This window comes from Sphingobium sp. BS19 (assembly GCF_027925545.1).
GTDB lineage: Bacteria > Pseudomonadota > Alphaproteobacteria > Sphingomonadales > Sphingomonadaceae > Sphingobium.
The window spans coordinates 72,074-97,455 of record NZ_BSEF01000003.1 but is presented as its reverse complement, the minus strand read 5'-3'; the positions used below and the strand labels follow the sequence as shown (position 1 = coordinate 97,455).

Genomic DNA, 25,382 nt, shown 5'->3' with positions numbered 1-25,382 from the left:
GCGGCACGAGACCCCAGCTTTCGCTGGGGTAACGCACAACTTGTTTACTACAGCGTCCGTGCGCGTTCCTCGACTTCGAAGGTTTCGAGGTAATCGCCTGCCTTGATGTCGGTGAAGTTCTGCGTGAACGTGACACCGCATTCCAGACCGGCACGCACTTCCGAAACATCATCCTTGAAGCGACGCAGCGATGCGATTTCGCCCTGATAGGTGATGACATCGTCGCGCGTGATACGCGCCTTGAGCGCCTTGCGGATGACACCGTCGACCACGAGCAGACCGGCTGCCTTGCCGTGCTTGCCTGCGGAGAAGACGTCGCGGATTTCCGCACGACCGACGACCGTTTCGATGCGTTCCGGCGCAAGCTGCCCGGCCATTTCGTTCTTCACTTCCTCGATGAGGTCGTAAATCACGTCATAGTAGCGCAGCGACACCTTATCCCGCACGGCCAGCGCGCGCGCCTTCGCATTGGGACGCACGTTGAAGCCGATAAGTGGCGCACCCGATGCGGCGGCAAGCGTAACATCGCTTTCGGTGATCGCACCCACACCGCTTTGCAGCACGCGGACCTTGATCTCCTCGGTCGAGGCACGGTTGAGCGCGCTGACGATCGCTTCGACCGAGCCCTGCACGTCGCCCTTCACCACCACCGGATATTCGATGACGGTTGTGTTGAGCGCAGAGAACATATGTTCAAAGCTGGTCGGTGCCGACGTCGTCCGCTTGCGCGTCTTCTGTTCGGCGCGATAGGCCGCGACTTCGCGAGCACGGGCTTCGTTTTCGACGACCGAAAGCTGATCGCCGGCCATTGGTACGCCGGAAAGGCCCAGCACTTCGACAGGTGTCGAAGGACCGGCTTCCTTCACATTCTGGCCCTTGTCGTTGACCATGGCGCGCACCTTGCCGCTCTCTGCACCGACGACGAAAGTGTCGCCGACCTTGAGCGTACCCTTGCGCACCAGCACCGTCGCGACCGGACCGCGACCCTTGTCGAGCTTGGCTTCGATCACATTGCCTTCTGCGGCACGATCCGGGTTTGCGCCCAGTTCGAGGATTTCGGCCTGCAACAGGATCTTTTCGACCAGTTCGTCGAGGCCAGTCTTTTTCAGCGCAGATACGAGTACGTCCTGCACATCGCCGCCCATATCTTCGACGACAATGTCCTCGCTCAGCAGGCGCTCACGCACCTTCTGCGGATTGGCTTCGGGCTTGTCGACCTTGTTGATCGCAACGATCATCGGCACGCCCGCGGCCTTGGTATGATTGATCGCTTCGACTGTCTGCGGCATCAGGCCGTCGTCGGCGGCCACCACCAGAATGACGATGTCCGTGACGTTGGCACCGCGAGCACGCATTTCGCTGAACGCTTCATGGCCCGGCGTATCGAGGAAGGTGATGATATCGCCGCCCTTGGTCTTCACCTGATAGGCGCCGATATGCTGCGTGATCCCGCCGCTTTCGCCAGCGACCACATCGGTCCCGCGCAACGCGTCGAGCAGCGAGGTCTTGCCGTGATCGACATGGCCCATGATGGTGACGACCGGCGCACGGATTTTCAGCGTTTCGGGCGCATCCTGATCGCCTTCGATACCGATTTCGACGTCTGATTCCGACACGCGCTGAATGCGATGGCCGAATTCTTCCACCAGCAGTTCGGCGGTATCCTGATCGATCACTTCATTGATCGTGACGGGCGTGCCCATCTTGAACAATGCCTTCACCAGATCCGCACCCTTTTCGGCCATGCGGTTGGCGAGTTCCTGAATCGTGATGCTTTCCGGCACGACTACGTCGCGCGTCTGCTTCTCGCGCGGCTGCTGACGGCCACCGCCATGCGTACGGCGCTCCTTTTCACGCGCACGCTTCAGCGCGGCAAGGCTGCGTGCACGGGCGCTGTCGTCGTCGGCAAGTGCCTTGGTGACGGTCAGCTTGCCCGATTGGCGACGATCGTCGACGCCACGCTTCGCCTTGTCGGGCTTGACGGGTTCGGGGCGCTTGATCGGCGAAACCGGCGTGAAACGACGCGGCGGCGGCACGACAGCGGCGGTTTCTGCAGGCGCCGCAGCTTCAGCAGCAGGCTTTGCAGGGGCCGCTTCGCTTGGCGCAGCAGGTGCAGGAGCCGCAGCTTCAGGAGCCGCAGGCACTTCAGCAGGCGGAGAAACAGCGGGTGCTTCTTCCTTGACTTCAGGCGGATTGGCGAGCTGTTCGGCCCGACGTTTTTCTTCTTCGATCGCAGCCTGACGCGCAGCCTCTTCACGACGACGCGCATCTTCCTGCGCCTGCATGCGGGCTTCTTCGGCTTCACGCAGCAGCTTGGCCTGCAATTCCTGACGCGACATCAGGCTATTGCCGGGGTTCTGACGCGGCGGCGGGGGCGGCGCAACCGGAGCGGGCGCAGGCCGGGGTGCCTGCGCAACCGGTGCAGGTGCGACTTCGGGTTCCGGCGCGGCTACAGGCGCTTCACCGGGTTTGCCAATAAGGCGGCGCCGCTTCACTTCGACCACGACCGTATTCTTGCGGCCGTGGCTGAAGCTCTGCTGCACCTGGCCGGACTCGACCGTGCGCTTGATACCAAGCGGCTTGCGGCCCAAAGTCGGCTTGTCTTCCTTGCTGTCACTCATTGACTAAACTTAACCCTTCACTTGCGTCATCTGGGCGCGCGAACCATCCGGTTCGCAGGCCAATTCCTCATTCTGATCGGCCGGAACGCCCAAAGCGGCGGCGACTCCATCCTCTTGGGACGGTGCCACGCGCGAAGGCGCCGCATTAGCGCATCCGAGATAGCTTTGCCAGCGGCCAAGGGCGGTGCCCAAACGGGCAGCGGCTTTCTTGTCGGTTACGGCGATATGGACGACGTTCTCACGCCCCATTGCCTTAGATAAGGCGTCGCGGCCCACAGGCAAGACAAGGCCAGCCATTTCAGTACCTTCCGCATCCTGTCCCACGCGCAGCGCCTGATCCAGTTTGCGGCTTCCATCGGGGCGCGCATCGGCAGCGTGGAACAGTTGCACGACATTGCCACGCCGGCACGCATCTTCGATCTTTGCCGATCCGGTGAGCAGCATGGACGCTTTCGCCTCGAGCCCCAACCGGTCGAGCAACGCATCGCGCAGTGCAGCGTCGATCCGTTCGGCCAAGTCTTCGGGAATGGCGATATCGCTGGTCTTGAATGCGCGGATCAGCGCACCTTTCAACTTGCTGTTCGCCAGCGCCTTTTCCAGCACCGGACGGGGCACACCGATCCATGCGCCGCGACCGGGCGCCTTGGCGCGCGGATCGACGGCGACCTGACCGTCCGGCCCAAGCGCAAGGCGCACGAAACCATCGGGATCGGCACGTTCGCCCGACAGGATGCAACGGCGTTCGGTCATAAAACCCCTCCCATATGGGAGGGGAAGCTATGCTCTAGCGTGTCATTGGGGAGTTTCCGCAACAGCGTCCTCCCCAGAATCGGTGGCTTCGTCTTCGAACCAGTGGGCGCGGGCGGCCATGATGATTTCATTGCCCTGCTCTTCGTTCAGACCAAATTCGGCCAGAACGCCACCCTTGTCCTCGACGCTTTCCTTGCCGCGACGGCGCGTGTCGACGCGCTTCTTGGCAATGAGTTCGTCGGTGGCGAGGTCGGCCAGATCGTCGAGCGTCTTGATCCCTGCCTTACCCAGCGTGACGAGCATCGCTTCGGTCAGATGCGGGATTTCGGCCAGCGCGTCCTCGACGCCCATGCCACGACGTTCTTCGCGTGCCCCCGCTTCGCGACGCTCCAGCGCTTCAGCGGCACGGCTTTGCAGTTCTGCCGCCAGATCGTCGTCGAAGCCTTCGATGCTCGCCAGTTCGTCGATGGAAATATACGCAACTTCTTCCAGTTCGCCGAAGCCTTCGGCCACCAGAAGCTGCGAGAGTGTTTCATCGACGTCCAGTTCGCTCTGGAACAGTTCGGAGCGCTGAACGAATTCCTTCTGGCGCTTCTCGCTGGCGTCCGCTTCGGTCATGATGTCGATGGCCGAACCGGTAAGCTGGCTGGCGAGACGGACATTCTGGCCGCGACGACCGATGGCCAGCGACAACTGATCGTCGGGAACGACGACTTCGATGCGGCTTTCATCTTCGTCGATGACCACGCGGCTGACGGTAGCCGGCTGCAATGCGTTGACGACGAAGGTGGCCGTGTCTTCCGACCAGGGAATGATGTCGATCTTTTCGCCCTGCATTTCCTGCACGACGGCCTGCACGCGGCTGCCCTTCATGCCGACGCACGCGCCGACCGGATCGATGCCCGAATCGCGGCTGATGACGCCGATCTTTGCACGGCTGCCCGGATCGCGCGCTGCCGCCTTGATCTCGATAATGCCGTCGTAGATTTCGGGAACTTCCTGTGCGAACAGCTTCTTCATGAAGTCGGGGTGCGCGCGGCTCAGGAAAATCTGCGGTCCGCGATTTTCACGGCGGACGTTGAGGATGATCGAACGGATGCGGTCGCCGGTGCGAACCACTTCACGCGGAATCTGTTGATCGCGACGGATGACGCCTTCGGCGCGACCCAGGTTCACGACGACATGGCCGAACTCGACCGACTTCACGACGCCAGTGATGATTTCGCCGACGCGATCCTTGAACTCTTCATGCTGGCGCTCGCGCTCTGCGTCGCGGACCTTCTGGAAGATGACCTGCTTGGCGGACTGCGCATCGATGCGGCCAAGATCGATCGGAGGCAGCGGATCGACGATGAAGTCGCCCACAGCGGCATCGGCCTTCAGCTTTTGCCCAGCCTTCAGATCGACTTGCTTGAAATAATCCTCGACCACTTCGACCACTTCGACCACGCGCCACAAACGCAGATCGCCGGTATCGGGGTCCAGCTTCGCACGGATATCGTTTTCGGCGCCATAGCGTGCGCGGGCGGCACGCTGAATTGCGTCCTCCATCGCTTCGATCACGATCGCCTTGTCGATCATCTTTTCCGATGCCACAGAATTGGCAATGGCGATCAACTCGGCCCTGTTGGCGGAAATGGCGTTGGCCATGTCGGGACTTATCCTTCCGTTTCGATTTCGTCCGCTCCGTCCGAGGACAGCGGCATTGTAGCAGAAATGAGTGCGTCGGTCAGCACCAGCTTTGCGCTGGTGATATTGGCAAAGGAAACCTCGACCCGACCGACCTTTGCGTCGATCAGATGGATCGTTTCACCCTCATGCCCTTTAAGAATACCCTTCAGCGTCTTGCGACCCTCAACGGGTTCCTCGACAGTGATGCGGGTTTCGTGTCCCTTCCAGTCGTCGAAGTCGTGCAGGCGCGTGAGCGGACGGTCGATACCTGGCGAGCTGACTTCCAGACGATAGGCGTCCTCGATAGGATCGGTCTCGTCGAGCAAGTCGGACAGGCGGCGGGAAATGGCGGCGCAATCCTCGATCACCAACTGGCGCGTTTCGCGCCGCTCGGCCATGATCTGCAAGGTGCGCTCATCGCCTGCGCCGAACAGCTTTACGCGCACGAGGTCGAAGCCCAGGGCTTTTACCTCCGGCTCGATCAACTGGGTAAGGGCAGCGATATCCGCCATTAAAACTCCACATGAAACACATAAGCGCTTGTCGCCGCCGACCCCGTGGGAGCCGACCCTTGCATGTCTGACGATGTAAGGAAGCAACGGCGATATAGGCAGAACACCAGCGCAAGGCAACCTTATTTGCATGCAGGCATTTGCGTAGTATCCAATGTGTCCGAACACGCCCCCAGGAGAGGATCTTTTCATGCGCCATTCGCCGCTCGCCATCGCCCTGCCTCTTGCGCTGCTGGCCTGCACCGGCGGAGAGCCTGCCAATGGTCAGGCAGCCGTCAGCACCGAAAAGCCCTTCGACGTTGCCACTATTGCCGATTTCGATGCGCCCTGGGCGATGACGTTCCTGCCCGATGGCAGGATGCTGATTACCGAAAAAACCGGCAGCCTGCTGCTCTTCGATCCCAAGAATGGGACGAAGATTCCGGTGTCGGGGATTCCCTCCGTCGACAGCGCCGATCAGGGCGGATTGATGGACGTCGTACTGCACCCGCAATTTGCAACGAATAAGCAGGTCTATGTCAGCTTTTCGGAAAAAGGCGCTGGCGGCAAAGGCGTTGCGCTGATCACCGGGACTTTCGCGCAAGCCAGCGATGGCGCGGCCACGCTATTCAATGTGAAGACCATTTTCCGCGCGACTCCCTATGTCGATGGCGGCGGACATTATTCTGGCCGCATCGCATTTTCGCCGGATGGCAAATATCTGTTCTTCACCAATGGCGAGCGGCAGAAATTCGATCCGGCACAGGATCCCAAGGCGACATTGGGCAAGGTGCTACGCCTCAATCTCGACGGCACACCGGCCGCAGACAATCCGCTCGCAGCTAAGGGCTTCAATCCTGCCATATGGTCCTATGGCCACCGTAACCTGCTGGGCATCGCCTTCGACGACAAGGGGCAGCTTTGGGAACAGGAAATGGGTCCGATGGGCGGCGACGAGATCAACCTGATCAAACCGGGCCTCAATTATGGCTGGCCCAAGGCGTCGAACGGCACCCATTATGATGGCCGCGACATTCCCGACCACAAGGCAGGCGACGGCTTCGAAGCGCCCGCCGCAAGCTGGAACCCGTCCATTTCTCCCGCCGGGCTCATCTTTTACAATGGCAATCTCTTCCCCGCGTGGAAAGGCTCGCTGTTCGTCGGCGGCCTGTCCAGCCAGGCGCTGATACGTCTCAAGGTGGATGGCTCGAAAGCGACCAAAGCCGATCAGTGGGATATGGGCGCGCGCATTCGCGAGGTCGAACAGGGGCCGGACGGTGCGTTGTGGGTGCTGGAAGACGGCGCTGATGGGTCGCAGGGACGTTTGCTGAAACTGACGCCCAAGAAATAAGGAAGCCGTCAGCGGCAGGCGCGCCAGCCCATTGCTCCCCGCTCCGCTTGATCGAGGTGGAGATGGTCGGCATGGGCAGCGTTATAGTCGGGTGACAGCACCGTCGAAAACAGGTCGCATGCCCCGTCGCGGACATCGCGAAGGAATTGCGCGTCTTTGCCTTCGCCCGACCAATCCTTGAGTATCCGGATCTGCCGACCGTCGCTCAGGACGAAACCGGCGATATCGATGGCATCGGCTGTCGCATGCTCGCTGAAATCGCCGCTGGATCGCCCATACATGCGCCGGCAACTGAAACTGCCGAGGTGATTGATACGCACGACCTTCAAGCCGAATGCTTTCTGGGCGGCGGGTTGTACCACATGCCATTCCCACAGTTTGAGCGCGGCGACGACGGGACAGGATGGCGCAACGGACGCGGGTGCAAGGCTGGCGGCACCTTTGCGCGCTTGCAAGCGCACGCCGTCGCTATGCACGCACTGCCCGCTGCCCTTCGCGCCCACTGCAACAACGCCGATCCCCGCGCGATCCAGCAGATCCCGGCATTGCTGCGGGTCCTGCGTCAAACCGGCGAGCTTTCTCCCGGTGAACGCGCCAATCGGCTGGGCCAGGTCGAGCGGCGTCCACGGCATGTCCTGTGGGCGCCCCTTCAACACCGCAAAAGCAACAAGCGCCAGCCCGGCGGCAATCAGCAGCCAGATCAGCCTGCGCGTCCAGCGATAGACCGTTCGCGCCGTCATCCCCGCGAAGCGGTGTCGACCCGCTCTTCGCATACCGGATAGCCCAGATGATTCGGGATGCAGAGGAACCGACCCTCCGGTCGATCCTCGATCCACGGCACGACCTTTTCTACCGAAGTGGCCTGTGCATGGCTTTCGAGATCGGTAATCGAATCGAATTGGGCAAGGCGTTCGAGATTACGGCGTGTCGGAAAGATGATACGGCCACCCCCCGCTTCGCACCGGGCCAATGTGTCTCTCGCGGATGCCCAGAACAGATCGACATGTTCGGTATTGTCCACGGTGGGTTCCGGGCCATCCCAATCATATCTGGCGAGAAAAAATCGCGTGTCGAATACGTGCCGAAGCTTTTCAGCCGGATTGGGATGCCAGCGGGAAAAGGGCGTCAACATGCCGATTTTCAACAACAGGTCATTGGACTGGATCAGTTCGGAGAACAGCATGCCAGATGCCAACGCGGTGCGCATTTCCGCCAGAAGGCCGGGATCGCGGACATTCAGGCCCGGCGCAATGCCGCTTTCCTCCAAAGTCTCGCGGATCGCCCCGATCCGTGCCGCTGCCTCGTCAACCGGCAATCCATCGGCGAATGTCTCGGCCAGTCGGTAGTCGTCTTCATCCAGAGCGCCGCCCGGAAAGACAAGCGCGCCGGCAGCGAAAGCCATCGTCGCTGCGCGCTGTACCATCAGTATCTCGGGCGCCATGGCCGGACCGTCGCGAAGCACGATCAATGTGGCGGCGGGCCTTGAAGTCGCAGATGCGGCGGGCTCAATCATGCAGCGGACTTAAAGGAGACCCGGCGGAATTGCCATGCCGGTGTTGGGCTGCGCAAGGTGTTCAGGCTTACCGCTCCCGCGTGGCGCTGAATTTCACGTCGGGATGGCGCTCCTGCTGGTAACCGACGTCCCACGCGCTTTTGGCCATGAAAACATTGTTGCCGTCACGGTCGGTGGCGAGGTTGGAGCGGTTGAATTCGACGAAGCCTTTCACCGCAGCGTCGCTGCCGGAAATCCAGCGCGCGGTATCGAACGGCGAAGGTTCGAGGACGGCCTCGACCTTATACTCTGCTTCCAGCCGCGAAATGAGCACTTCAAGCTGAAGCTGGCCAACGACGCCGACGATCCACTGGCTGCCAAATTCAGGATAGAACACCTGAATCACGCCTTCCTCGGACAAGTCATCCAGCGCCTTGCGCAACTGCTTGGTCTTGGTCGGGTCTTTAAGCTGCACACGGCGCAGGATTTCCGGCGCGAAGTTGGGCAGGCCGGTGAAGCGTACATCGGCCTTCTCGCTCAGCGTATCGCCGACGCGCAACGTACCGTGATTGGGGATGCCGATGATATCGCCGGGATAAGCTTCATCAGCCAGCTCGCGGTCCTGCGCGAAAAACAAGATCGGCGAATGGACCGCAATCGGTTTGCCGCTGCCCGAAGGCGTCAGCTTCATACCACGCCGGAATTTGCCGGAGCAGAGCCGCATGAACGCGATGCGGTCGCGATGCTGCGGGTCCATATTCGCCTGCACCTTGAAGATGAAACCCGTCACGTCCGGTCGCTCGGGCTCCACGGCTTCGGGCTCGGCAGGTTGCGGACGCGGCGGTGGGGCATAGGCGCTAAGCGCATCGATCAATTCGGTTACGCCGAATTTCTTGAGCGCCGACCCGAAATAAACCGGGGTGAGATCGCCATGCCGGTACGCCGCCAGATCGAACGCGCTGTAGCCGCCCTGCGCCAGTTCCGCTTCTTCGCGCAGCCGTGCCAAAGCGCGGGGCGAAAGGAAATCGGCGAGCCGGGGATCGTCCAGCCCGGTGAACTGATGCCGCTCGCCTTCGAACTCCTTGCTGGGGCCGGTCGGCTGCATAAGCCGATGCGTGGCGAAGTCGTAAACGCCTTCGAACTCGCCACCCATGCCCGCAGGCCAGCTCATCGGCACAACGTCGAGCGCCAATGCGTCGGCCACTTCGTCGATGATATCGAACGTGTCGCGGCCTTCGCGGTCCACCTTGTTGACGAAGGTGATGATGGGCACGTTGCGCATCCGGCACACCTCGAACAGCTTGCGCGTCTGCGGTTCGATGCCCTTTGCGGCGTCGATCACCATCACGGCGGAGTCGACAGCCGTCAGCGTGCGATAGGTATCCTCCGAGAAATCCTCATGCCCCGGCGTATCGAGCAGGTTAAAGGTGATCGTCTCGCCATCGCGTGTCCGCTCGAACGTCATGACCGAGGAGGTGACAGAAATGCCACGCTGCTGCTCGATCTTCATCCAGTCGGACCGAGCGCGCCTGTTCGCCCCGCGCGCCTTCACTTCGCCCGCCAGATGGATCGCGCCGCCTTCCAGCAGCAGCTTTTCCGTCAGCGTGGTCTTGCCCGCGTCGGGGTGGGAAATGATCGCGAAGGTGCGGCGGGATGGGATGGTCATGTTTTCTTCTCTTCGTCATCCCTGTATTCGCAGGGATCCCGCTATTCTGGCGGGGTGCAAGTTCAAGCGGGACCCCTGCCTTCGCAGGGGTGACGAGGCAAGGCTAATTCTCGACGAGCGTCACATCCATCCGAAACGATTGGCTATCGCCCGGAGCCAGCCGGATCACCCCCGGCTTGTCCCACACATCACCGGCAAAACCTACCGGATCGGCCATCCCAGCCCAAGGCTCAACACACAGATAATGTGCGCCGGGGACTTGCCACAGGCCGAGCCAGGGCGTGTCGGGGAAGTCGATCTTCAGATGCGGCGTGGCGGGGGCGCCCCAGGTCAGGCTGCGGCTTTCCAGATGATCCCAGATCAGCGCATCGCCGCGAAACATGTCGTGGGTCGGGACCAGCACATTGCCTTCGACCGGCGAGGACACGCTTTCCAGCGCGATTAAACCCTTTTCGTGGCCAACCTTGCGGATGGGCGCGGGTTCGGGCTTTTCAAAAATAACCCGATGCGCGTTTACGTCTGCACCGTAAGGCAGCGGCCAGGCGAAAGCGGGATGATAACCGAAACTGAACGGCATATCCGTGTCGCCACAATTGCCAACGATCGCGGTCATCGCCAGCGTCGCGCCGGTGAGTGCGAAGGCCATGTCGAGGCGGAAGTCGAAGGGGTAATTTTCGCGCGTGGCGTCGTCCGCTTCCAGTCGGAAGAGCGCGGATGTACCGTCGCTTTCGACCAGTGCAAAGTCGCGTTTGCGGGCGAAGCCATGCTGCGGCAGCGTGTATTCCGCGCCGTTCACGCGATAGCGATCTTCCCGCAGACGCCCGACGAAAGGGAAAAGCAAAGGCGCGTGGCCGGTCCAGAAGGCCGGATCGGCATCGGTCATCAGTTCGCGACCATCCGCGTCGCGGAGCGACCAGAGTTCTGCGCCCAACGAGTTAACGGTAGCGGAGAGGGTGTCGGAATGCAGTTCGATCATAAGCCTAATCCCGTCACCCCAGCGATAGCCGGGGTCGCGTGCCTCTTGGTCGTGCGCCATTGCCTGAGGCCCCAGCTTTCGCTGGGGTGACGGAACAGCGTATCACCCACGCAATGCCCCGCCCAGCTTTTCCGCAGCCTTCACCACTGCCGCGCTGATCGCGCCCAGTTCTTCATCGGTGAAGCTCTTCTCGCCCGGTTGAAGGGTAATCTCCACCGCCAGCGATGTGAAACCTTCATCGACGCCCGGGCCGACGAACACGTCGAACAGGCGCGCATCGACGATGCTCTTCTTGTCCGCGCCTTTCACTGCGCGGACGAGGGCATCGGCTTCTACCGCTTTCGGCACAAGAAACGCGAAGTCGCGCTTCACGGCCTGCAAGGCGGGCGGCGTGAAGGGTGCGCGCATAAAGCCACTCTTGCGCTTGAGCGGCACGGCGTCGAGGAAGATTTCCGCCACGACTACGCTGCCGGACAAGCCGAACTGCTTGGCAAGGTTGGGGTGCAGCACGCCATATTCGGCAAGCACCGTCTTCGGCCCCAATCGCAACGTGCCCGACTGGCCGGGATGATAGGCGCCGCTGGCATCCCCGAAATTCTGGAGGTTGGCGACCGGCGCACCGGCTTCCGCCAGCAACGCCAGCACTTCGGCCTTTGCGTCATGGGCAGCGAAGGCCTGCGCCTTGCCCGTCTGCCAGCCACGCGCGGTCTTCTCACCCGCCAGCACGAAGCCGACGGTAGCGCGCTCGCCATCAGCAAAGTAGCGTCGCCCGACTTCGAACAGACGCACCGATGACGCACCGCGATCCACATTCCGTCGCGTCGCCGACAGCAAGCCGGGCAACAGCGAAGGCCGCATGACCTTCATGTCCTCCGAAATCGGATTGGCCAGCGTCCAGTCGCCACCGCCGACTGCGGCGGCTTCCTTCTCCGACAGGAAGGACCAGGTGATCGCTTCGTTCAGCCCGCGCGCGGCCGCGGCGCGGCGCACCCGGCGCTCCAGCTTCTGCTCGGGCGTGGCAGTCGGCGTCGCGACGCCGGGCGTGCGGGGCAGCGGCACCGACGGGACATTGTCGATGCCCGCGATGCGGATCACTTCCTCGACAATGTCGGCGGGTCCGTCGATATCGCGGCGCCAACTGGGTGCGGTGACGCGGAACGCCTCGAAACCTTCGCCCATCTCCACCGGGTCGCCATTGCCGTCCAGCGGCTGAACGGTGAAGCCCAGGCTCTTGAGGATATCGACTTGCTGCTCTTGAGGTACAGCAAGGCCGCCCAGCGTTTCGGCGAGCGCCGGATCGTAGCCGACAACCGGGCCGACCTTCGGCGGCGTACCGCTGCGAGTCACTTCGCTGGGCGTACCCCCGCACAGCGCCAGCACCAGCCTTGTGGCGATCGCCAGCCCCTCGTCGAGGAACTCGGGATCGACGCCGCGCTCAAAGCGGGTACGCGCATCGCTGGTCAGCAGCAGCTTCTGGCCGGTGCGGGCAATATGCTCGGGATCGAAATAGGCGCATTCGATCAGCACGTCGGTGGTGTCGTCCGAACATCCCGAATGCTCGCCACCCATGATGCCGCCGATGTCGTGCACCGCCGCATCGTCGGCGATCACGGTCATGCCGTCGGTGAGCGTATAGGTCTTGCCGTTGAGCGCGACCACGCTTTCGCCGTCCTTCGCCTTGCGCGCGACCAGCCCGCCCGAGAGCTTCGCCATGTCATAGACGTGAAGCGGGCGACCCAGCCCGAACATCACGAAGTTGGTGATGTCGACCAGCGCGGAGATCGGCTTTTGCCCCACGGCCTTCAGCCGATGCTGGAGCCACTCCGGCGAGGGGCCGTTCTTCACGCCGCGCACGGCCTGACCGTAAAAGGCCGGGCAGCCCGCTGCATCGTCGGTCCGCACATCCGGGCCTGCACCCTGCTGCATGATCGGGGGAAGACCCGCAACGACTTCGTCGAGCGGCTTGAGCGTGCCCAGACCCGCAGCCGCCAGATCGCGCGCGATGCCGCGCACGCCCATGCAATCCTGCCGGTTGGGCGTGATGCTGACGTCGATCACCGGATCGTCAAGCTGCGCCCATTGCGCATAGACCTGACCCACCGGCGCGTCTTCGGCCAGTTCGATGATCCCGTCATGATCCTCGCCCAGTTCCAGTTCGCGGAAGCTGCACATCATGCCGTTGGATTCGACGCCGCGGATGGCCGCGACTTTCAGGACCATGCCATTGGACGGCACCGTCGCGCCGGGCGATCCGAACACGCCGACGAGGCCCGCCCGCGCATTGGGTGCGCCGCAGACCACCTGCAATGGGCCATTGCCTGCATCGACGCTCAGCACCTGCAGCTTGTCGGCCTGCGGATGCGGGGCGGCGCTCAGCACCTTGGCGATGCGGAACGCGCCCAGCTTGTCAGCAGGGTTCTCGACCCCTTCGACTTCGAGGCCGACATTGGTCAGCGCTTCGAGGATCGCCGTCAGGTCGGCGTCGGTGTCCAGATGCTCCTTGAGCCAGCTCAGGGTGAACTTCATGCGCCGACTCCTCCGCTCAAAGTGGGTACGTCGAGCGCCGAGAAGCCGTAATGCTTGAGCCAGCGCAGATCGCCATCGAAGAAGGCGCGCAAGTCGGTCATGCCATATTTCAGCATGGCAAGTCGGTCGACGCCGGTGCCGAAGGCAAAGCCCTGCCACTCTTCGGGGTCCAGCCCGCAGGCTTCGATCACCTTGCGATGCACCATGCCGCTGCCGAGCACCTCGAGCCAGCCGTCGCTGCCGCCGATAACGCGCTGGCCATTGACCATGGTGTAGCCGACATCGACTTCGACCGACGGTTCAGTGAACGGGAAATAGCTGGGGCGCAGGCGCAGAACGATATCGTCCCTTTCGAAAAAGGCCTTCAGGAAGGTTTCGAGCGTCCATTTGAGATGCCCAAGCGTGATGCCGCGATCGATAACCAGCCCCTCGATCTGATGGAACATCGGCGTGTGCGTCGCGTCACTGTCCGACCGATAGACACGGCCCGGCGCGATGATGCGGATCGGCGGCTTCTGGGTCATCATCGTACGAATCTGCACCGGGGAGGTATGCGTGCGCAGGAGCATCCGCTGTGCAGCGCCGTCCACATCGGGGAAGTAGAAGGTGTCGTGCATCGCGCGCGCAGGATGCGTTTCGGGAATGTTGAGCGCCGTGAAATTGTGCCAGTCGTCCTCGATCTCCGGACCGGTCGCGACCGAGAAACCCAGATCGGCGAAGATTTCGGCCAGTTCGTCCATCACCTGACTGACGGGATGCACGCTGCCGACCGGGCCGATGTCCGCAGGGAGCGTCATGTCCAGCTTTTCGGACGCGAGGCGTGCGTCGAGCGCGGCCTGCTCCAGCGTGGCTTTGCGCTCTGCAATCGCGGCGGTCACCGATTCGCGCAGATCCTGAATGGCCGGGCCTTTTTCGAGCCGCTCGTCCGCGGACATACCGCCCAGCGTCTTGAGCAGCGCGGTAATGACACCCTGCTTGCCCAGAGCGCCTACGCGCAGTTCCTCGACTGCGGCCAGATTATTGGCCGCCGCGATGTCGGCCAGCAGGCCGGATTTCAGTGCTGTTGTTTCGGTCATGCCGCGTCCGCTATCCTAATTGCGGGCAAAGAAAAAGGGTGCCGGAAGCATCTGCCCCGGCACCCTTTGGATTCGTTTCTCGCCTTGGCTTACGCCGCTGCGGGAAGCGCTGCCTTCGCCTGGGCGATGATGGCGCTAAATGCGGCGCCTTCATGCATCGCGATGTCGGCCAGGACCTTCCGGTCCAGATCGACGCCTGCGAGCTTCAGACCGTGCATGAACTGGCCATAGGTCAGGCCTTCCATACGCACGGCGGCGTTGATGCGCTGAATCCACAGGGCGCGGAAGCTGCGCTTCTTTACCTTGCGATCGCGGTAAGCGTACTGGCCGGCCTTTTCGACGGCCTGACGGGCGATACGGATCGTGTTCTTGCGACGGCCATAATAGCCCTTCGCCTGTTCCAGAATCCGCTTATGCTTTGCGCGGGTGGTTACACCCCGTTTTACGCGTGCCATAGTCCTCTACTCCTTACTTCAGGCCGTAGGGTGCCCAGAGGCGGACGTGCGCGACGTCGGCCTCGGACAGCACGGAAGTGCCACGGTTCTGGCGGATATATTTCGCGTTATGCGAGATCAAACGGTGGCGCTTGCCGGCAAAGCCGTGCTTGACCTTACCGGTGGCGGTGAACTTGAAGCGCTTCTTCACACCGCTCTTCGTCTTGAGCTTGGGCATTTTCGTCTCCTTGATTTGACGATTATGGACTGACGCGGCAGCCCTACTGGCCGGTCCGTCCCATCAATTCCCGCAGGCACGAGGCCCGTGGGAACGCGCGCCTATATGCGGGAAGCCGCGCAAACGCAAGGCTGGACCGAATCCCTTGCCTATGCGTTATGACCGCCATGCCCGATTCCGTACCCCCTGCCCAGCCCATGACGGGAAGCCGCAATGTGGGTTACCACGCCCGTGCCACACGGGAACGCTGGCGGCGGCTGCCTCTGGCGGCGCGGATCGTGCTTTGGATAGTCTTCGCGCTGTTTGCGGTCTGGCTCATCCTGTTCATTACCAAAGGGCGGTTCCTGAAAAGCCCGTTCCAGAGCATCCTGTCCTCCTCGCTGCAGCGGGACGTAAAGGTCGGGGGTGATTTCCAGCTTTATTTCGCGCCGATTCGCATCAAGTTTCTGGCCGACGATTTTAGCATTTCCAATCCGGCCTGGGCGAGCAAGCCGCATCTGTTCCGCGCCGACCGGATCGACGCGCGAATACAGCCGTTCAGCCTGATTTTCGGGGACAAGCGCCGGGTCGTGTCGCTCCTTCTGCAAAAGGGTGACGCGGATTTTGAATGGGACCGCGCGCACAAGACCAACACCTGGACGATGGGCGATCCTGACAAGCCGGGTAAGCCCCTGGAACTGCCGGTCATCGAGCGGGCTATGATCGCAGGGACGGCGTTGCGCTATCGCGATCCGCAGATGTTCTTTTCTGCCGATCTGGCCTTCGACACGGTGCAGGCGCGCGACACGCGCTTTGCGCAGGACGTGCGCTTTACTGGCGACGGCACGATGCGCGGCAAGCCTTTCACCATGCGCGGCGGGATGCTGTCGCCCAATGAAACCGTGGTCGGCGGGCGCAATCAATTGGTGATCGATGCGGCGGCAGGCGACACCAGGCTGAACGTCGTCGGCACTTTGCCGGGGCTGACCGAGCTTGAAGGGTCCGATCTCAAGTTACTGACCACCGGACCCAATGCTGCGATCCTGTTCGAATTTCTGGGCGCCACGCTGCCCGATACGCGGCGCTTCCGCTTTACGTCCGACCTTACCAAAGCAGGCGAGGAATGGCGCTTCACGCGAATCAAGGGGCGCTTTGGCGATAGCGATCTGGCAGGGCGGATGACGGTCTCGCTGCCCAAAGGACGACTATATATAAAGGCCAATATAGCGACCGACGTTCTCCACATGATCGATGTGGCCCCATTCATGGGCTACGATCCGGCAAAGCTGGAGGCGAAGGGCGCGGACGGGATGGTCGAAACCGTGGCGGGGCGGCCGCGTCTCCTGCCCGATGCATCGCTGAAGATCGAATCCATCCGCGCGTTCGACGCTGACGTGGTGTATAAGATCCGCAGGGTCCGGGGCGACAATTTGCCGCTGCGGAACATCGACCTGACGGTTAAGCTCGACAAGAGCTTGCTGGCGCTATCCCCGCTGAACTTCGACATGGCGGGCGGCTTCGTGTCGTCCGACATCACCATCAATGCGCGCGGTACGCCGGTTAAGACGACTTACGATATTCGCCTGTCGCCGACGCCTATGGGGAAACTGCTGGGCGGCTGGGGCGTGGAGGAATCGGGGACCACCGGCACGATCAAAGGCCGCTTGCTGCTGACGGGCGCAGGCGATTCGGTGCACGAGTCGCTGGCCAATGCCGATGGACGCATTGCCGTCATTCTGCCCGCCGGTGCGATGTGGGCGCGCAACATTCAATTGTCGGAACTCGATATCGGCACGTTCGTGCAGAAGATGTTCGAGGATAAGCTGAAGGAACCCGTGCAGATCAATTGCGGGCTGATTGCCTTTACTGTCAGGAAAGGCGTTGCCGCAGCCGATCCCATACTGATCGACACGCGCAAGAATGTGATGACCGGGCGCGGCGGTTTCAGTTTCCGGAACGAGAATATCGATCTCGCCTTCCGTGCGGACAGCAAGAAATTCAGCCTGTTTGCGGGCCAGTCGCCTGTGGGCATTGGCGGCTATTTCGCCAAGCCGTCCTACGCCGCGATCAGTCCCGAATTGCTCAGCCGCGCAGGTGTAGGATTGGGGCTTAGCCTGATCGGCACGCCCGTCGCCGGGCTGCTGGCGTTTGTCGATGTGGGCGATGCGAAGAGCACCGCTTGTGGCCCGGTCCTCGCTGGTGCCAATGCCCTGTCGCAGCGCACGACCAAGGGCGAACAGCGCGATGATGTGGGGCGTGGCACCACGGCCAAATCGGAAGACGGCACGTCGAACCGCGGCGAGCGCAAGGATCAGAAGAAGAAGTTTCTCGGTATCTTCTGAGCGTCAGTGGTCGGCGTGTCCGTGCGCCAGCGCTTCCAGCACATCGTCCACTCGTGCCGCATCGCCTACTGCGATGACACGTCCGTCGCCATCCGAATCGATGGGCTCGCCTGCCCAGTCGCACATGCGCCCGCCAGCGCCCTCGACCACCGGGACCAGCGCAGCGATATCATGCAGCTTTAACCCGGCCTCGACCACAATATCGACATGGCCGGAAGCGACCAGTCCGTAGTTATAGCAGTCGCCGCCCCACACGGTGTCCCGGCATTGCCCCGCCAGCACGGCGAAATGCTCCCCTGTGCAGCCGGAGAAATATTGCGGGCCCGTTGTCGCAAGGATCGCTTCGTCCAGACTGCGGCAGGTCCGTGTGGTCACGGGCTTCCCGTTGAACGTAGTCGGCTGACCGATCATGCCCGCCCAGCGTTCCTTGGCGATGGGCTGGTCGATGATGCCGATGGTGGGCCATCCCGCTTGCGTCAGTGCGATCAGCGTTCCGAAGATCGGGCGCCCGGCGATGAAGCTTTTCGTCCCGTCGATGGGATCGAGAATCCAGATGCGCTCGGCATTTTCGCGCGTTGCGCCATATTCCTCACCGATGATGCCGTCGTTCGGGCGCTCTTTTTCCAGGATCGCGCGGATCGCGGCTTCGGCGGCGCGGTCGGCCTCCGTCACGGGCGACTTGTCCGCCTTGAACTCCGTATCGTAGCGCGCCCGGAAAAAGGGCCGGATCGCTTCGCCAGCCGCATCGGCCAGACGGTGAGCGAGGGTAAGATCGTCGCGTGTGGTCATCCCTGCTCCTTCGCGCGACGGGCCAAGGATAGCAAGACAGTTGCGCGATCCCTAAGCTTGTGACGCGCAATGCCGTTCTTATGCGGTGAAGGGACGGGCATATGGCACTTGTCGGATGGATCATCAGTGCAGCGGCGCTGCTGGGCGGGTTGGCCTTGCGGCAGGACATGCCCTTTAGTCATACCTATGAAATCGCGAATGGCTTGCTGTTCGCAGCGTTTCTGACCTGCCCCGCCTTCTGGGCCGATGCGCCTTTCGGCATTACGGCCAAGCCGCGCATCATGGCCTGCCTTGCGATGGTTCTGGCGCTGCCGCTGGTCCTCCTCAGACCGTAAACAAGCGACTGACGGCAGACGCTTTAGTCGAACAGGCTGGAAACCGAGCTTTCGTCCGCGATACGCTTGATCGCTTCGCCCAAGAGCGGCGCAATCGGCAACTGGCGGATGCGGCCCGATGTCTGGACGCCTTCGGTGCCCATGATCGAATCGGTGATCACCAGTTCCTTGAGACTCGACGCATTGACGCGCGCAACGGCGCCGCCGGACAACACGCCGTGGGTAACATAAGCCACCACGTCTTCCGCCCCTGCTTCGAGCAGCGCCGCGGCAGCGTTGCAGAGCGTGCCGCCCGAATCGACGATGTCGTCGACGAGGACGCAGAAGCGGCCCTTCACATCGCCGATGATGTTCATCACTTCGGATTCGCCTGCACGCTCACGGCGCTTGTCGACGATGGCGAGGGGTGCGTTGTCCAATCGCTTGGCCAGCGCACGTGCACGGACCACGCCGCCCACGTCCGGGGACACAACCATGATGTTGCGGTCGCCGAACCGCGCCTGAATATCGGCCGACATGACCGGCGCACCGAACAGATTGTCCGTCGGAATATCGAAAAAGCCCTGAATCTGGCCTGCGTGCAAGTCGACCGAGAGCACGCGATTGGCGCCTGCCACAGTGATGAGGTTCGCAACCAGCTTGGCCGAGATCGGCGTGCGCGGACCGGGTTTACGATCCTGGCGGGCATATCCGAAATAGGGAAGGACCGCTGTGATTCGCTTGGCCGATGCGCGTTTCAGCGCGTCGATGCAGATCAGCAGCTCCATCAGATTGTCGTTCGCCGGATAGCTGGTCGACTGGATCACGAACACGTCTTCGCCGCGAACATTCTCATGGATTTCCACGAAAACTTCTTCATCGGCAAAGCGACGGACGCTTGCGTTGGTCAGCGGGATTTCAACATAGTCTGCAATGGCGCGCGCCAAAGGCAGATTGGAATTACCCGTCATCAATTTCATGGCCGTAGGAACCCCGTGACGTTTCTGTGACGCGCTTGCTCGGCGCCCCTTTAGCGAGGAGGGGTCCGGTAGGAAAGGCGCTTTTGCGCGTTACGCCAAAATGCTCTACGGGCGCGCCATGACGAACACGCTTACGATTGCCCTCGCCCAGCTTACACAGTCCGTTGGCGACCTCGTTGCCAATGCCGACGCCATGCTGGAATGGCGGGACCGCGCGAAGGGTGCGGACCTTATCGTGTATCCTGAACTGCAACTGATCGGCTATCCGCCCGAAGATCTGGTGCTGAAGCCTGCGCTGGTGGAGCGCGCGGGGATCGAGTTGCAGCGGTTGGCCAAGGCGACCGCGGATGGCGGGCCTGCAATGCTGGTCGGCACAGTGGTGGCAGCGCATGGCGTATTGTTCAATGTCGTCGCGATGCTGGATGGCGGCGAGATCACCGCCATACGGCAAAAGCGCGAGCTGCCCAATTACGGCACGTTCGACGAGAAGCGCCTGTTTGCCCCCGGCCCCCTGCCCGAGCCTGTCGAGTTTCGCGGCGTAAAGCTGGGCCTGCCGATCTGCGAAGATGTGTGGTTCCCGTTCGTGACCGCGCATCTGAAGGCGCAAGGCGCGGAAATTCTGATTACCCCCAATGGCAGCCCCTATGAAATCGGCAAGGACGACCGCCGCCTGCATCAGGTGTGCGCAGCGCGGGTGCAGGAAACCGGATTACCCATAGCCTATCTCAATCGCGTCGGCGGGCAGGACGAACTGGTGTTCGATGGCGCCTCCTTCGTCATGGGCGCGGACCTGACGACGCTGCACCAGATGCCCGATTGGGAAGAAGCGTTGCTGATCACCCATTGGGAAAAGCGCGATGGCACATGGCATTGCGCGCCGGGGGATATCCATGCGCTCGATCCGCATCCTGAGGACACGTATAACGCGATGGTGCTGGGCCTGCGCGATTATGTGAACCGCAATCGCTTTCCCGGTGTCGTGCTGGGCCTGTCGGGCGGGATCGACAGCGCGCTGTCGGCGGCGGTCGCTGTCGATGCGCTGGGCGCCGACCGGGTGTGGTGCGTGATGATGCCCTCGCGCTTCACCAGCCAGGACAGTCTGGACGATGCCGCCGAATGCGCGCGGTTGCTAGGTGTTCGGCTCGATTCGATACCCATCGAGCCAGCGGTCGCCGCGTTCGACACGATGCTGGCGGGCGTGTTCGAAGGACGCGACCGCGATCTGGCGGAGGAGAACATCCAGTCGCGCATTCGCGGCGTCACGCTGATGGGGATCAGTAACAAATTCGGCCCCATGCTGCTGACGACCGGCAACAAGAGCGAGATGTCGGTCGGATATGCCACCATCTATGGCGATATGGCCGGTGGTTATTCGGTGTTGAAGGACGCCTACAAGACGACGGTGTTCGACCTGTCGCGCTGGCGGAACGAGGCGGTGCCGTCGCTGGGCCTTGGCCCCTCCGGCCCCGTCATGCCCGAGCGAGTGATTACCAAGCCGCCAACTGCCGAGCTGCGCGACAATCAGCGCGATGACGACAGCCTGCCGCCTTATGAAGTGCTTGACCCGATCCTGCACGGGCTGGTCGAGGAGGAATTGTCCGTCGATCAACTGACGGCGCGCGGTTTCGAGCGGGATACGGTCGCGCGGATCGAACGGCTGCTCTATGTCGCGGAATATAAAAGGCGTCAGGCACCCCCCGGCGTGAAGCTGGGCACCCGCAATTTCGGGCGCGACCGGCGCTATCCCATTACGAATGCGTTCAGAACATTATGACCATCACCACCCGTTTCGCGCCGTCGCCCACCGGCCATCTCCATGTCGGCAATATCCGCGCGGCGCTGCACAACTGGATGTGGGCGCGGAAGAATGGCGGGCGCTTCCTGCTGCGCCTCGACGATACCGATGCGGAACGCTCACGGGCGGAATATGTCGAGTCGATCCACGCCGATCTGGCTTGGCTCGGACTGGACCCCGATGCCGTGGAGCGCCAGTCGGACCGATTCGCGCTCTACGAAGCGCGGCTCGCGGAATTGTGTGCGTCGGGCCGGGTCTATCCCTGCTACGAAACGTCCGAGGAACTCGACCTGCGGCGCAAGGTGCTGCTGGGGCGCGGCTTGCCGCCCGTCTATGAGCGCACCGCGCTGGCGCTGACGCCGGAGCAGATTGCCGCGCTGGAAGCGGAAGGCCGCCGCCCGCACTGGCGGTTCAAGCTGGATCATGACGTGCCGATTGCGTGGACCGACCTTATTCGCGGCGATCAGCATTTCGATCCCAGGCTGCTGTCGGACCCGGTAATCCGCCGTGCCGACGGCTCGTGGCTGTATATGTTGCCGTCGGTGATCGACGATATCGACATGGGCATCACCCATGTCGTGCGCGGCGAGGATCATGTGTCGAACACCGCGACGCAGCTTCAGATGTTTTTGGCGCTGGGCGCGACGCCGCCCGCATTTGCGCATGAAGCGTTGCTGACGGGCGCAGAGGGCAAGCTGTCCAAGCGGCTGGGGTCGCTGGGCGTATCTGCCTTTCGCGAGTCGGGGATCGAGCCGGTTACGCTGGTCGCCCTGCTGGCGCGCCTTGGCACGAGCGATCCGGTTGAGCCGGTGGCCGATCCCGCGCCGCTGATCGCGACATTCGATTTTGCGCGTTTCGGGCGTGCACCGGCGCGCTTCGACGAAGGCGAACTGGCGACGCTGAACCAGAAGGTGCTGCATCTGCTGGACTATGCCGATGTCGCGGCGCGTCTGCCCACGGGTATGACCGAAGCGGGATGGCTGGCGATCCGTCCCAATCTGGAAACGCTGGCGCAGGCTGCCGACTGGTGGGCGGTCGTGACCGGGCCGTTCGCGCCGCCAGCAGCAGAAGCCGATGACCGGGCGTTTCTGGCGGAAGCGGCAGACAGCCTGGCGGGACTGCCCGATGACGATGCGCTGTGGCGCGGGCTGACCGATGCCCTCAAAAGCAGCACCGGGCGCAAGGGCAAGGCGTTGTTCCTTCCGCTTCGACGGGCACTGACGGGGCAGGATCATGGGCCGGACATGGGCGCTTTGCTGCCGCTGATCGGCCGTGCGCAAGCCATCGAACGGCTGCGGCTGGCCGTTTGAGCCGATATTAAAGCCAATAAGTCGACACGTAAAATTAGTTCTGTACGCACAGATCTGTACGTACAGCCTCCTATCGGCACGCATCTCACCGCCAAAATAAAACCGCTTGCCGCTTAAATGAAATGTTGTAACATTGCATTGCGGTTCAGGCCGAAAGCGGTCGGATCGATAATCCACAGGATGGAGGATGAGAGGATGCTGCTTTCCCGTAAAAGCGCCTATGCCGCGCAAGGTTACACCGGTTCCGCCCCTTCGCGGGTCGGCATTGCCGGTACGATTGCCGTTCATGCGATATTGGTCGGTGGATATTTCCTGATCCCTGCGCAGATGATCAAAACAATTCTGCCAACGCCTATTTTCATCAAGAATATCCCTTTGCCTCAGGACCCGCCCGAAGTCGTGGTGGAGCAAAAGGCAGCCACCAAGCCCCAGCCGGCGCAAGCGGATAACCGCCCGTTCGTTCCCGACCCGACATTCGATTTCAAACCCGCGATCGACAATCCCGGCACGCCAATCAAGTTCGACTCCGTCGACATCAAACCGTTCGATCCCGGCATTATCGACTCGCCGCGCAATCCGGTGCTCACCGCCGTTTCCCCCGATCCGCGGTACATGCGCGATTTTCAGCCGGACTATCCCCCCGCCATGCAGCGCGCGCAGGAGGAAGGGAAAGTCACCGTGCGCGTCACTATCGGCGCCGATGGCCGGGTGACCGATATCGAGAAAATCTTCGCCACCACCGATGCCTTCTGGGAAGCCACCCGCGCTCAGGCGATGCGCAAATGGCGGTTCCGCGCCGCGACTCGCGATGGCGTTTCGGTCGCTTCGGAAAAGGTGATGACGGTGCATTTCCAGCTAAGCTGAAAGGCGGCTCACATAAAAAGACCCGGCGGCTTTTGACAGCCGCCGGGTCAGGTAAGACGCGCCTAGAAGGCGCCTCTCGGGTCGCAAGGCCCTTCTACGCAGGTTGCGCCGCATTACCGTGACGCGGGTCACAGATCGGACGATTTTTATGTCAGCAGACCGCATCGACACCTGCGCTTTGCATCCGGCCCGGCGATCCCTTATATTGAACAGCATGTCGATCTTTCCCAAACCTGTTTCCCCCAAGAGCGCACTGGGCGACTTCTGGTCGTATTTCGCGCAACCGCGCGCGCATAAATGGCCGCTGCTGGGGGTGGCCGCTGCAGTGACATGGGTCATCATGTGGGCGTTCGTGCTGGATGCGAAGACCAATACCGGGCCCAAACGGTACAAGATCACTTATGTGCAGAGCTGGGACGCGAACCGGTCCGACGCCGTGATTATCGCCAAGCAGAAGGCCGATCTGGCGAAGGGCGAACTGATGCTGGCGAAAAAGCAGAAGGAAATGCAGGCGCTGGCCGACATGACCGGCATCGAATGGCGCGAGGAAGCGGCACGCAACGCCGTAAAGCGGGACAAGGCGCTGAAAGAGATCAACGCGCTGCTCGATGCCCGACTCGCCAAGGCCAAGGCGCTGGAAGCTACAATGGCACCCAAAACCGTCGCGCAAAAATCGGACGCCGGGAAATCAGGCGTACAGAAATCGGGCCAGCCATAAGCCCGTTGCATATGCCCACCCCTGCCGAAGATCGCCGGTTCATGGCGGCCGCGATTGCCCTGTCGCTGCGTGGCCGAGGCCTGTCCACCCCCAACCCCAATGTCGGCTGCCTGATCGTGCGCCATGGGCATGCCGTCGGGCGCGGCTGGACACAGTCCGGCGGGCGTCCCCATGCCGAAGCGCAGGCCTTGCAGCAAGCATCCGACCGGGCGCACGGCGCGACCGCCTATGTCACGCTGGAACCCTGTTTCCACCTGTCGCCGCGCGGCCCGCGTTGCGTTGACCTGTTGATCCGATCCGGCGTGGCGCGCGTAGTGGTGGCGGCGCGCGACCCCGATCCCCGCACCGACGGGCAAAGCATCGCCCTGCTGCAGGCGCGCGATATAACCGTCGAAACCGGCGTGATGGCCACCGAAGCGCGTGATGCCATGGCGGGATTTTTCCTGCGCCAGACGACGGCGCGCCCGCATGTCACCCTCAAACTGGCGCTGTCGCTGGATGGGCGCATTGCCTTGCCCGACGGCAGCAGCCGCTGGATCACCGGACCCGCTGCCCGCGCGCATACCCATATGGAACGCGCACGCCATGACGCCATATTGGTCGGCGCTGGCACGGTTCGTGCCGACACGCCCCGGCTCGACGTGCGCCTGCCCGGTCTTGAAGCGCGCTCCCCCCGCCCGATCATGCTGGGCAGCGGCGCACCGCCCGACGGGTGGACCGCGATTCGCGATCCGCAGGATATCGCCGACCTGCCCAATGTCGATCATCTGATGGTCGAAGGGGGGGCGGCAACGGCGGCGGCATTTCTGCGTGCGGATCTGGTGGATCGCCTCCTGCTCTATCGTGCGCCGATCCTGATCGGCGAAGGCCGCGCGGCAATTGGCGACATCGGGCTGGACCGGCTGGACGCCGCGCATGGCCGGTGGCGCCTGACCGACAGCCGGATGCTGGGGCCGGATCGGCTGGAGGTTTACGCGCGCCTCCGCAACGCTTAGGGGA

At 62.4% G+C, this 25,382-nt stretch carries 22 protein-coding genes; 8 read left to right on the top strand and 14 right to left on the bottom strand.

The features are described from left to right. Positions 1-47: 47 nt before the first annotated feature. The 4 genes from infB to rimP are packed head-to-tail and all read right to left on the bottom strand — an operon-like array spanning position 48 to position 5,554. The gene (gene infB / locus QMG56_RS04140) at positions 48-2,621 is read right to left on the bottom strand and encodes a translation initiation factor IF-2 (protein WP_281821317.1); all 2,574 of its coding nucleotides are present in this window, start codon (positions 2,619-2,621) and stop codon (positions 48-50) included. 9 nt (positions 2,622-2,630) lie between these two features. Next, positions 2,631-3,371: a DUF448 domain-containing protein gene (locus QMG56_RS04135; protein WP_281821316.1), complete on the bottom strand. Its 741-nt coding sequence runs from the start codon at positions 3,369-3,371 to the stop codon at positions 2,631-2,633. 42 nt (positions 3,372-3,413) lie between these two features. Then, positions 3,414-5,021 (bottom strand): transcription termination factor NusA, encoded by a 1,608-nt coding sequence (gene nusA / locus QMG56_RS04130; RefSeq protein ID WP_281821315.1) that lies wholly within the window; start codon positions 5,019-5,021, stop codon positions 3,414-3,416. Positions 5,022-5,029: 8 nt separating this feature from the next. Continuing rightward, positions 5,030-5,554: a ribosome maturation protein RimP gene (gene rimP / locus QMG56_RS04125; RefSeq protein ID WP_230186652.1), complete on the bottom strand. Its 525-nt coding sequence runs from the start codon at positions 5,552-5,554 to the stop codon at positions 5,030-5,032. Positions 5,555-5,744: 190 nt separating this feature from the next. On the opposite strand from rimP, the gene QMG56_RS04120 reads away from it, so the two are divergent. After that, the gene (locus QMG56_RS04120; protein WP_281821314.1) at positions 5,745-6,884 is read left to right on the top strand and encodes a PQQ-dependent sugar dehydrogenase; all 1,140 of its coding nucleotides are present in this window, start codon (positions 5,745-5,747) and stop codon (positions 6,882-6,884) included. Positions 6,885-6,892: 8 nt separating this feature from the next. Here the strand turns inward: QMG56_RS04120 and QMG56_RS04115 are convergent, their stop codons facing one another. The 8 genes from QMG56_RS04115 to rpmI all read right to left on the bottom strand — a co-directional run bounded on the left by QMG56_RS04115 (position 6,893) and on the right by rpmI (position 15,292). Then, the gene (locus tag QMG56_RS04115; RefSeq protein WP_230186650.1) at positions 6,893-7,624 is read right to left on the bottom strand and encodes an extensin family protein; all 732 of its coding nucleotides are present in this window, start codon (positions 7,622-7,624) and stop codon (positions 6,893-6,895) included. Next, positions 7,621-8,397: an NUDIX domain-containing protein gene (locus QMG56_RS04110; protein WP_281821313.1), complete on the bottom strand. Its 777-nt coding sequence runs from the start codon at positions 8,395-8,397 to the stop codon at positions 7,621-7,623. Before QMG56_RS04110 ends, QMG56_RS04115 begins: the two co-directional genes overlap by 4 nt. Positions 8,398-8,464: 67 nt before the next feature. Further along, the gene (locus tag QMG56_RS04105; RefSeq protein ID WP_281821312.1) at positions 8,465-10,042 is read right to left on the bottom strand and encodes a peptide chain release factor 3; all 1,578 of its coding nucleotides are present in this window, start codon (positions 10,040-10,042) and stop codon (positions 8,465-8,467) included. A gap of 103 nt (positions 10,043-10,145) precedes the next feature. Then, the gene (locus QMG56_RS04100; RefSeq protein WP_281821463.1) at positions 10,146-11,018 is read right to left on the bottom strand and encodes an aldose 1-epimerase family protein; all 873 of its coding nucleotides are present in this window, start codon (positions 11,016-11,018) and stop codon (positions 10,146-10,148) included. A gap of 102 nt (positions 11,019-11,120) precedes the next feature. Continuing rightward, positions 11,121-13,544: a phenylalanine--tRNA ligase subunit beta gene (gene pheT / locus QMG56_RS04095; protein WP_281821311.1), complete on the bottom strand. Its 2,424-nt coding sequence runs from the start codon at positions 13,542-13,544 to the stop codon at positions 11,121-11,123. After that, complete coding sequence (gene pheS, locus QMG56_RS04090; RefSeq protein ID WP_281821310.1) at positions 13,541-14,620, bottom strand: phenylalanine--tRNA ligase subunit alpha; 1,080 nt, start codon at positions 14,618-14,620, stop codon at positions 13,541-13,543. Before pheS ends, pheT begins: the two co-directional genes overlap by 4 nt. An 89-nt stretch (positions 14,621-14,709) precedes the next feature. Next, positions 14,710-15,075, bottom strand: a complete 366-nt coding sequence (gene rplT / locus QMG56_RS04085; protein WP_104951758.1) for a 50S ribosomal protein L20 — start codon at positions 15,073-15,075, stop codon at positions 14,710-14,712. 13 nt (positions 15,076-15,088) lie between these two features. Beyond that, complete coding sequence (rpmI, locus tag QMG56_RS04080; protein ID WP_230186645.1) at positions 15,089-15,292, bottom strand: 50S ribosomal protein L35; 204 nt, start codon at positions 15,290-15,292, stop codon at positions 15,089-15,091. A 158-nt stretch (positions 15,293-15,450) separates the two neighbouring features. Here rpmI and QMG56_RS04075 point away from each other — a divergent pair, with 158 nt between their 5' ends. Then, entirely contained in the window at positions 15,451-17,613 is a 2,163-nt protein-coding gene (locus QMG56_RS04075) for an AsmA family protein (protein WP_375713639.1), read from the top strand. 3 nt (positions 17,614-17,616) lie between these two features. Here the strand turns inward: QMG56_RS04075 and hisN are convergent, their stop codons facing one another. Next, entirely contained in the window at positions 17,617-18,402 is a 786-nt protein-coding gene (gene hisN / locus QMG56_RS04070; protein WP_281821309.1) for a histidinol-phosphatase, read from the bottom strand. A 101-nt stretch (positions 18,403-18,503) separates the two neighbouring features. Between hisN and QMG56_RS04065 the strand changes: the two genes are divergently transcribed. Continuing rightward, positions 18,504-18,737 (top strand): hypothetical protein, encoded by a 234-nt coding sequence (locus QMG56_RS04065; protein ID WP_281821308.1) that lies wholly within the window; start codon positions 18,504-18,506, stop codon positions 18,735-18,737. Between the two features lie 23 nt (positions 18,738-18,760). Here QMG56_RS04065 and QMG56_RS04060 read toward each other — a convergent pair whose 3' ends face one another. Continuing rightward, complete coding sequence (locus QMG56_RS04060) at positions 18,761-19,696, bottom strand: ribose-phosphate pyrophosphokinase (RefSeq protein WP_230186642.1); 936 nt, start codon at positions 19,694-19,696, stop codon at positions 18,761-18,763. A gap of 118 nt (positions 19,697-19,814) precedes the next feature. Here QMG56_RS04060 and QMG56_RS04055 point away from each other — a divergent pair, with 118 nt between their 5' ends. The 5 genes from QMG56_RS04055 (at position 19,815) to ribD (ending at position 25,378) form a co-directional block, all read left to right on the top strand. After that, positions 19,815-21,470, top strand: a complete 1,656-nt coding sequence (locus QMG56_RS04055) for an NAD+ synthase (RefSeq protein ID WP_281821307.1) — start codon at positions 19,815-19,817, stop codon at positions 21,468-21,470. Next, positions 21,467-22,801 carry a glutamate--tRNA ligase gene (gltX, locus tag QMG56_RS04050; RefSeq protein ID WP_281821306.1) on the top strand — a complete coding sequence of 445 codons (1,335 nt, stop codon included), beginning with the start codon at positions 21,467-21,469 and terminating at the stop codon, positions 22,799-22,801. The genes QMG56_RS04055 and gltX overlap by 4 nt, the downstream gene beginning before the upstream one ends. Positions 22,802-22,996: 195 nt before the next feature. Next, positions 22,997-23,665 (top strand): energy transducer TonB, encoded by a 669-nt coding sequence (locus QMG56_RS04045; protein WP_230186639.1) that lies wholly within the window; start codon positions 22,997-22,999, stop codon positions 23,663-23,665. A 148-nt stretch (positions 23,666-23,813) separates the two neighbouring features. Next, complete coding sequence (locus QMG56_RS04040) at positions 23,814-24,383, top strand: hypothetical protein (RefSeq protein WP_230186638.1); 570 nt, start codon at positions 23,814-23,816, stop codon at positions 24,381-24,383. An 11-nt stretch (positions 24,384-24,394) separates the two neighbouring features. Then, a complete protein-coding gene (ribD, locus tag QMG56_RS04035) occupies positions 24,395-25,378 on the top strand; it encodes a bifunctional diaminohydroxyphosphoribosylaminopyrimidine deaminase/5-amino-6-(5-phosphoribosylamino)uracil reductase RibD (RefSeq protein WP_281821305.1) in 984 nt (327 codons plus the stop codon). Positions 25,379-25,382: the final 4 nt, after the last annotated feature.

Bases quoted from the DNA above. Each gene is read 5' to 3' on its own strand.
- infB (WP_281821317.1), bottom strand. From the start codon at position 2,621: ATGAGTGACAGCAAGGAAGACAAGCCGACTTTGGGCCGCAAGCCGCTT.
- QMG56_RS04135 (WP_281821316.1), bottom strand. From the start codon at position 3,371: ATGACCGAACGCCGTTGCATCCTGTCGGGCGAACGTGCCGATCCCGAT.
- nusA (WP_281821315.1), bottom strand. From the start codon at position 5,021: ATGGCCAACGCCATTTCCGCCAACAGGGCCGAGTTGATCGCCATTGCC.
- rimP (WP_230186652.1), bottom strand. From the start codon at position 5,554: ATGGCGGATATCGCTGCCCTTACCCAGTTGATCGAGCCGGAGGTAAAA.
- QMG56_RS04120 (WP_281821314.1), top strand. From the start codon at position 5,745: ATGCGCCATTCGCCGCTCGCCATCGCCCTGCCTCTTGCGCTGCTGGCC.
- QMG56_RS04115 (WP_230186650.1), bottom strand. From the start codon at position 7,624: ATGACGGCGCGAACGGTCTATCGCTGGACGCGCAGGCTGATCTGGCTG.
- QMG56_RS04110 (WP_281821313.1), bottom strand. From the start codon at position 8,397: ATGATTGAGCCCGCCGCATCTGCGACTTCAAGGCCCGCCGCCACATTG.
- QMG56_RS04105 (WP_281821312.1), bottom strand. From the start codon at position 10,042: ATGACCATCCCATCCCGCCGCACCTTCGCGATCATTTCCCACCCCGAC.
- QMG56_RS04100 (WP_281821463.1), bottom strand. From the start codon at position 11,018: ATGATCGAACTGCATTCCGACACCCTCTCCGCTACCGTTAACTCGTTG.
- pheT (WP_281821311.1), bottom strand. From the start codon at position 13,544: ATGAAGTTCACCCTGAGCTGGCTCAAGGAGCATCTGGACACCGACGCC.
- pheS (WP_281821310.1), bottom strand. From the start codon at position 14,620: ATGACCGAAACAACAGCACTGAAATCCGGCCTGCTGGCCGACATCGCG.
- rplT (WP_104951758.1), bottom strand. From the start codon at position 15,075: ATGGCACGCGTAAAACGGGGTGTAACCACCCGCGCAAAGCATAAGCGG.
- rpmI (WP_230186645.1), bottom strand. From the start codon at position 15,292: ATGCCCAAGCTCAAGACGAAGAGCGGTGTGAAGAAGCGCTTCAAGTTC.
- QMG56_RS04075 (WP_375713639.1), top strand. From the start codon at position 15,451: ATGACCGCCATGCCCGATTCCGTACCCCCTGCCCAGCCCATGACGGGA.
- hisN (WP_281821309.1), bottom strand. From the start codon at position 18,402: ATGACCACACGCGACGATCTTACCCTCGCTCACCGTCTGGCCGATGCG.
- QMG56_RS04065 (WP_281821308.1), top strand. From the start codon at position 18,504: ATGGCACTTGTCGGATGGATCATCAGTGCAGCGGCGCTGCTGGGCGGG.
- QMG56_RS04060 (WP_230186642.1), bottom strand. From the start codon at position 19,696: ATGAAATTGATGACGGGTAATTCCAATCTGCCTTTGGCGCGCGCCATT.
- QMG56_RS04055 (WP_281821307.1), top strand. From the start codon at position 19,815: ATGACGAACACGCTTACGATTGCCCTCGCCCAGCTTACACAGTCCGTT.
- gltX (WP_281821306.1), top strand. From the start codon at position 21,467: ATGACCATCACCACCCGTTTCGCGCCGTCGCCCACCGGCCATCTCCAT.
- QMG56_RS04045 (WP_230186639.1), top strand. From the start codon at position 22,997: ATGCTGCTTTCCCGTAAAAGCGCCTATGCCGCGCAAGGTTACACCGGT.
- QMG56_RS04040 (WP_230186638.1), top strand. From the start codon at position 23,814: ATGTCAGCAGACCGCATCGACACCTGCGCTTTGCATCCGGCCCGGCGA.
- ribD (WP_281821305.1), top strand. From the start codon at position 24,395: ATGCCCACCCCTGCCGAAGATCGCCGGTTCATGGCGGCCGCGATTGCC.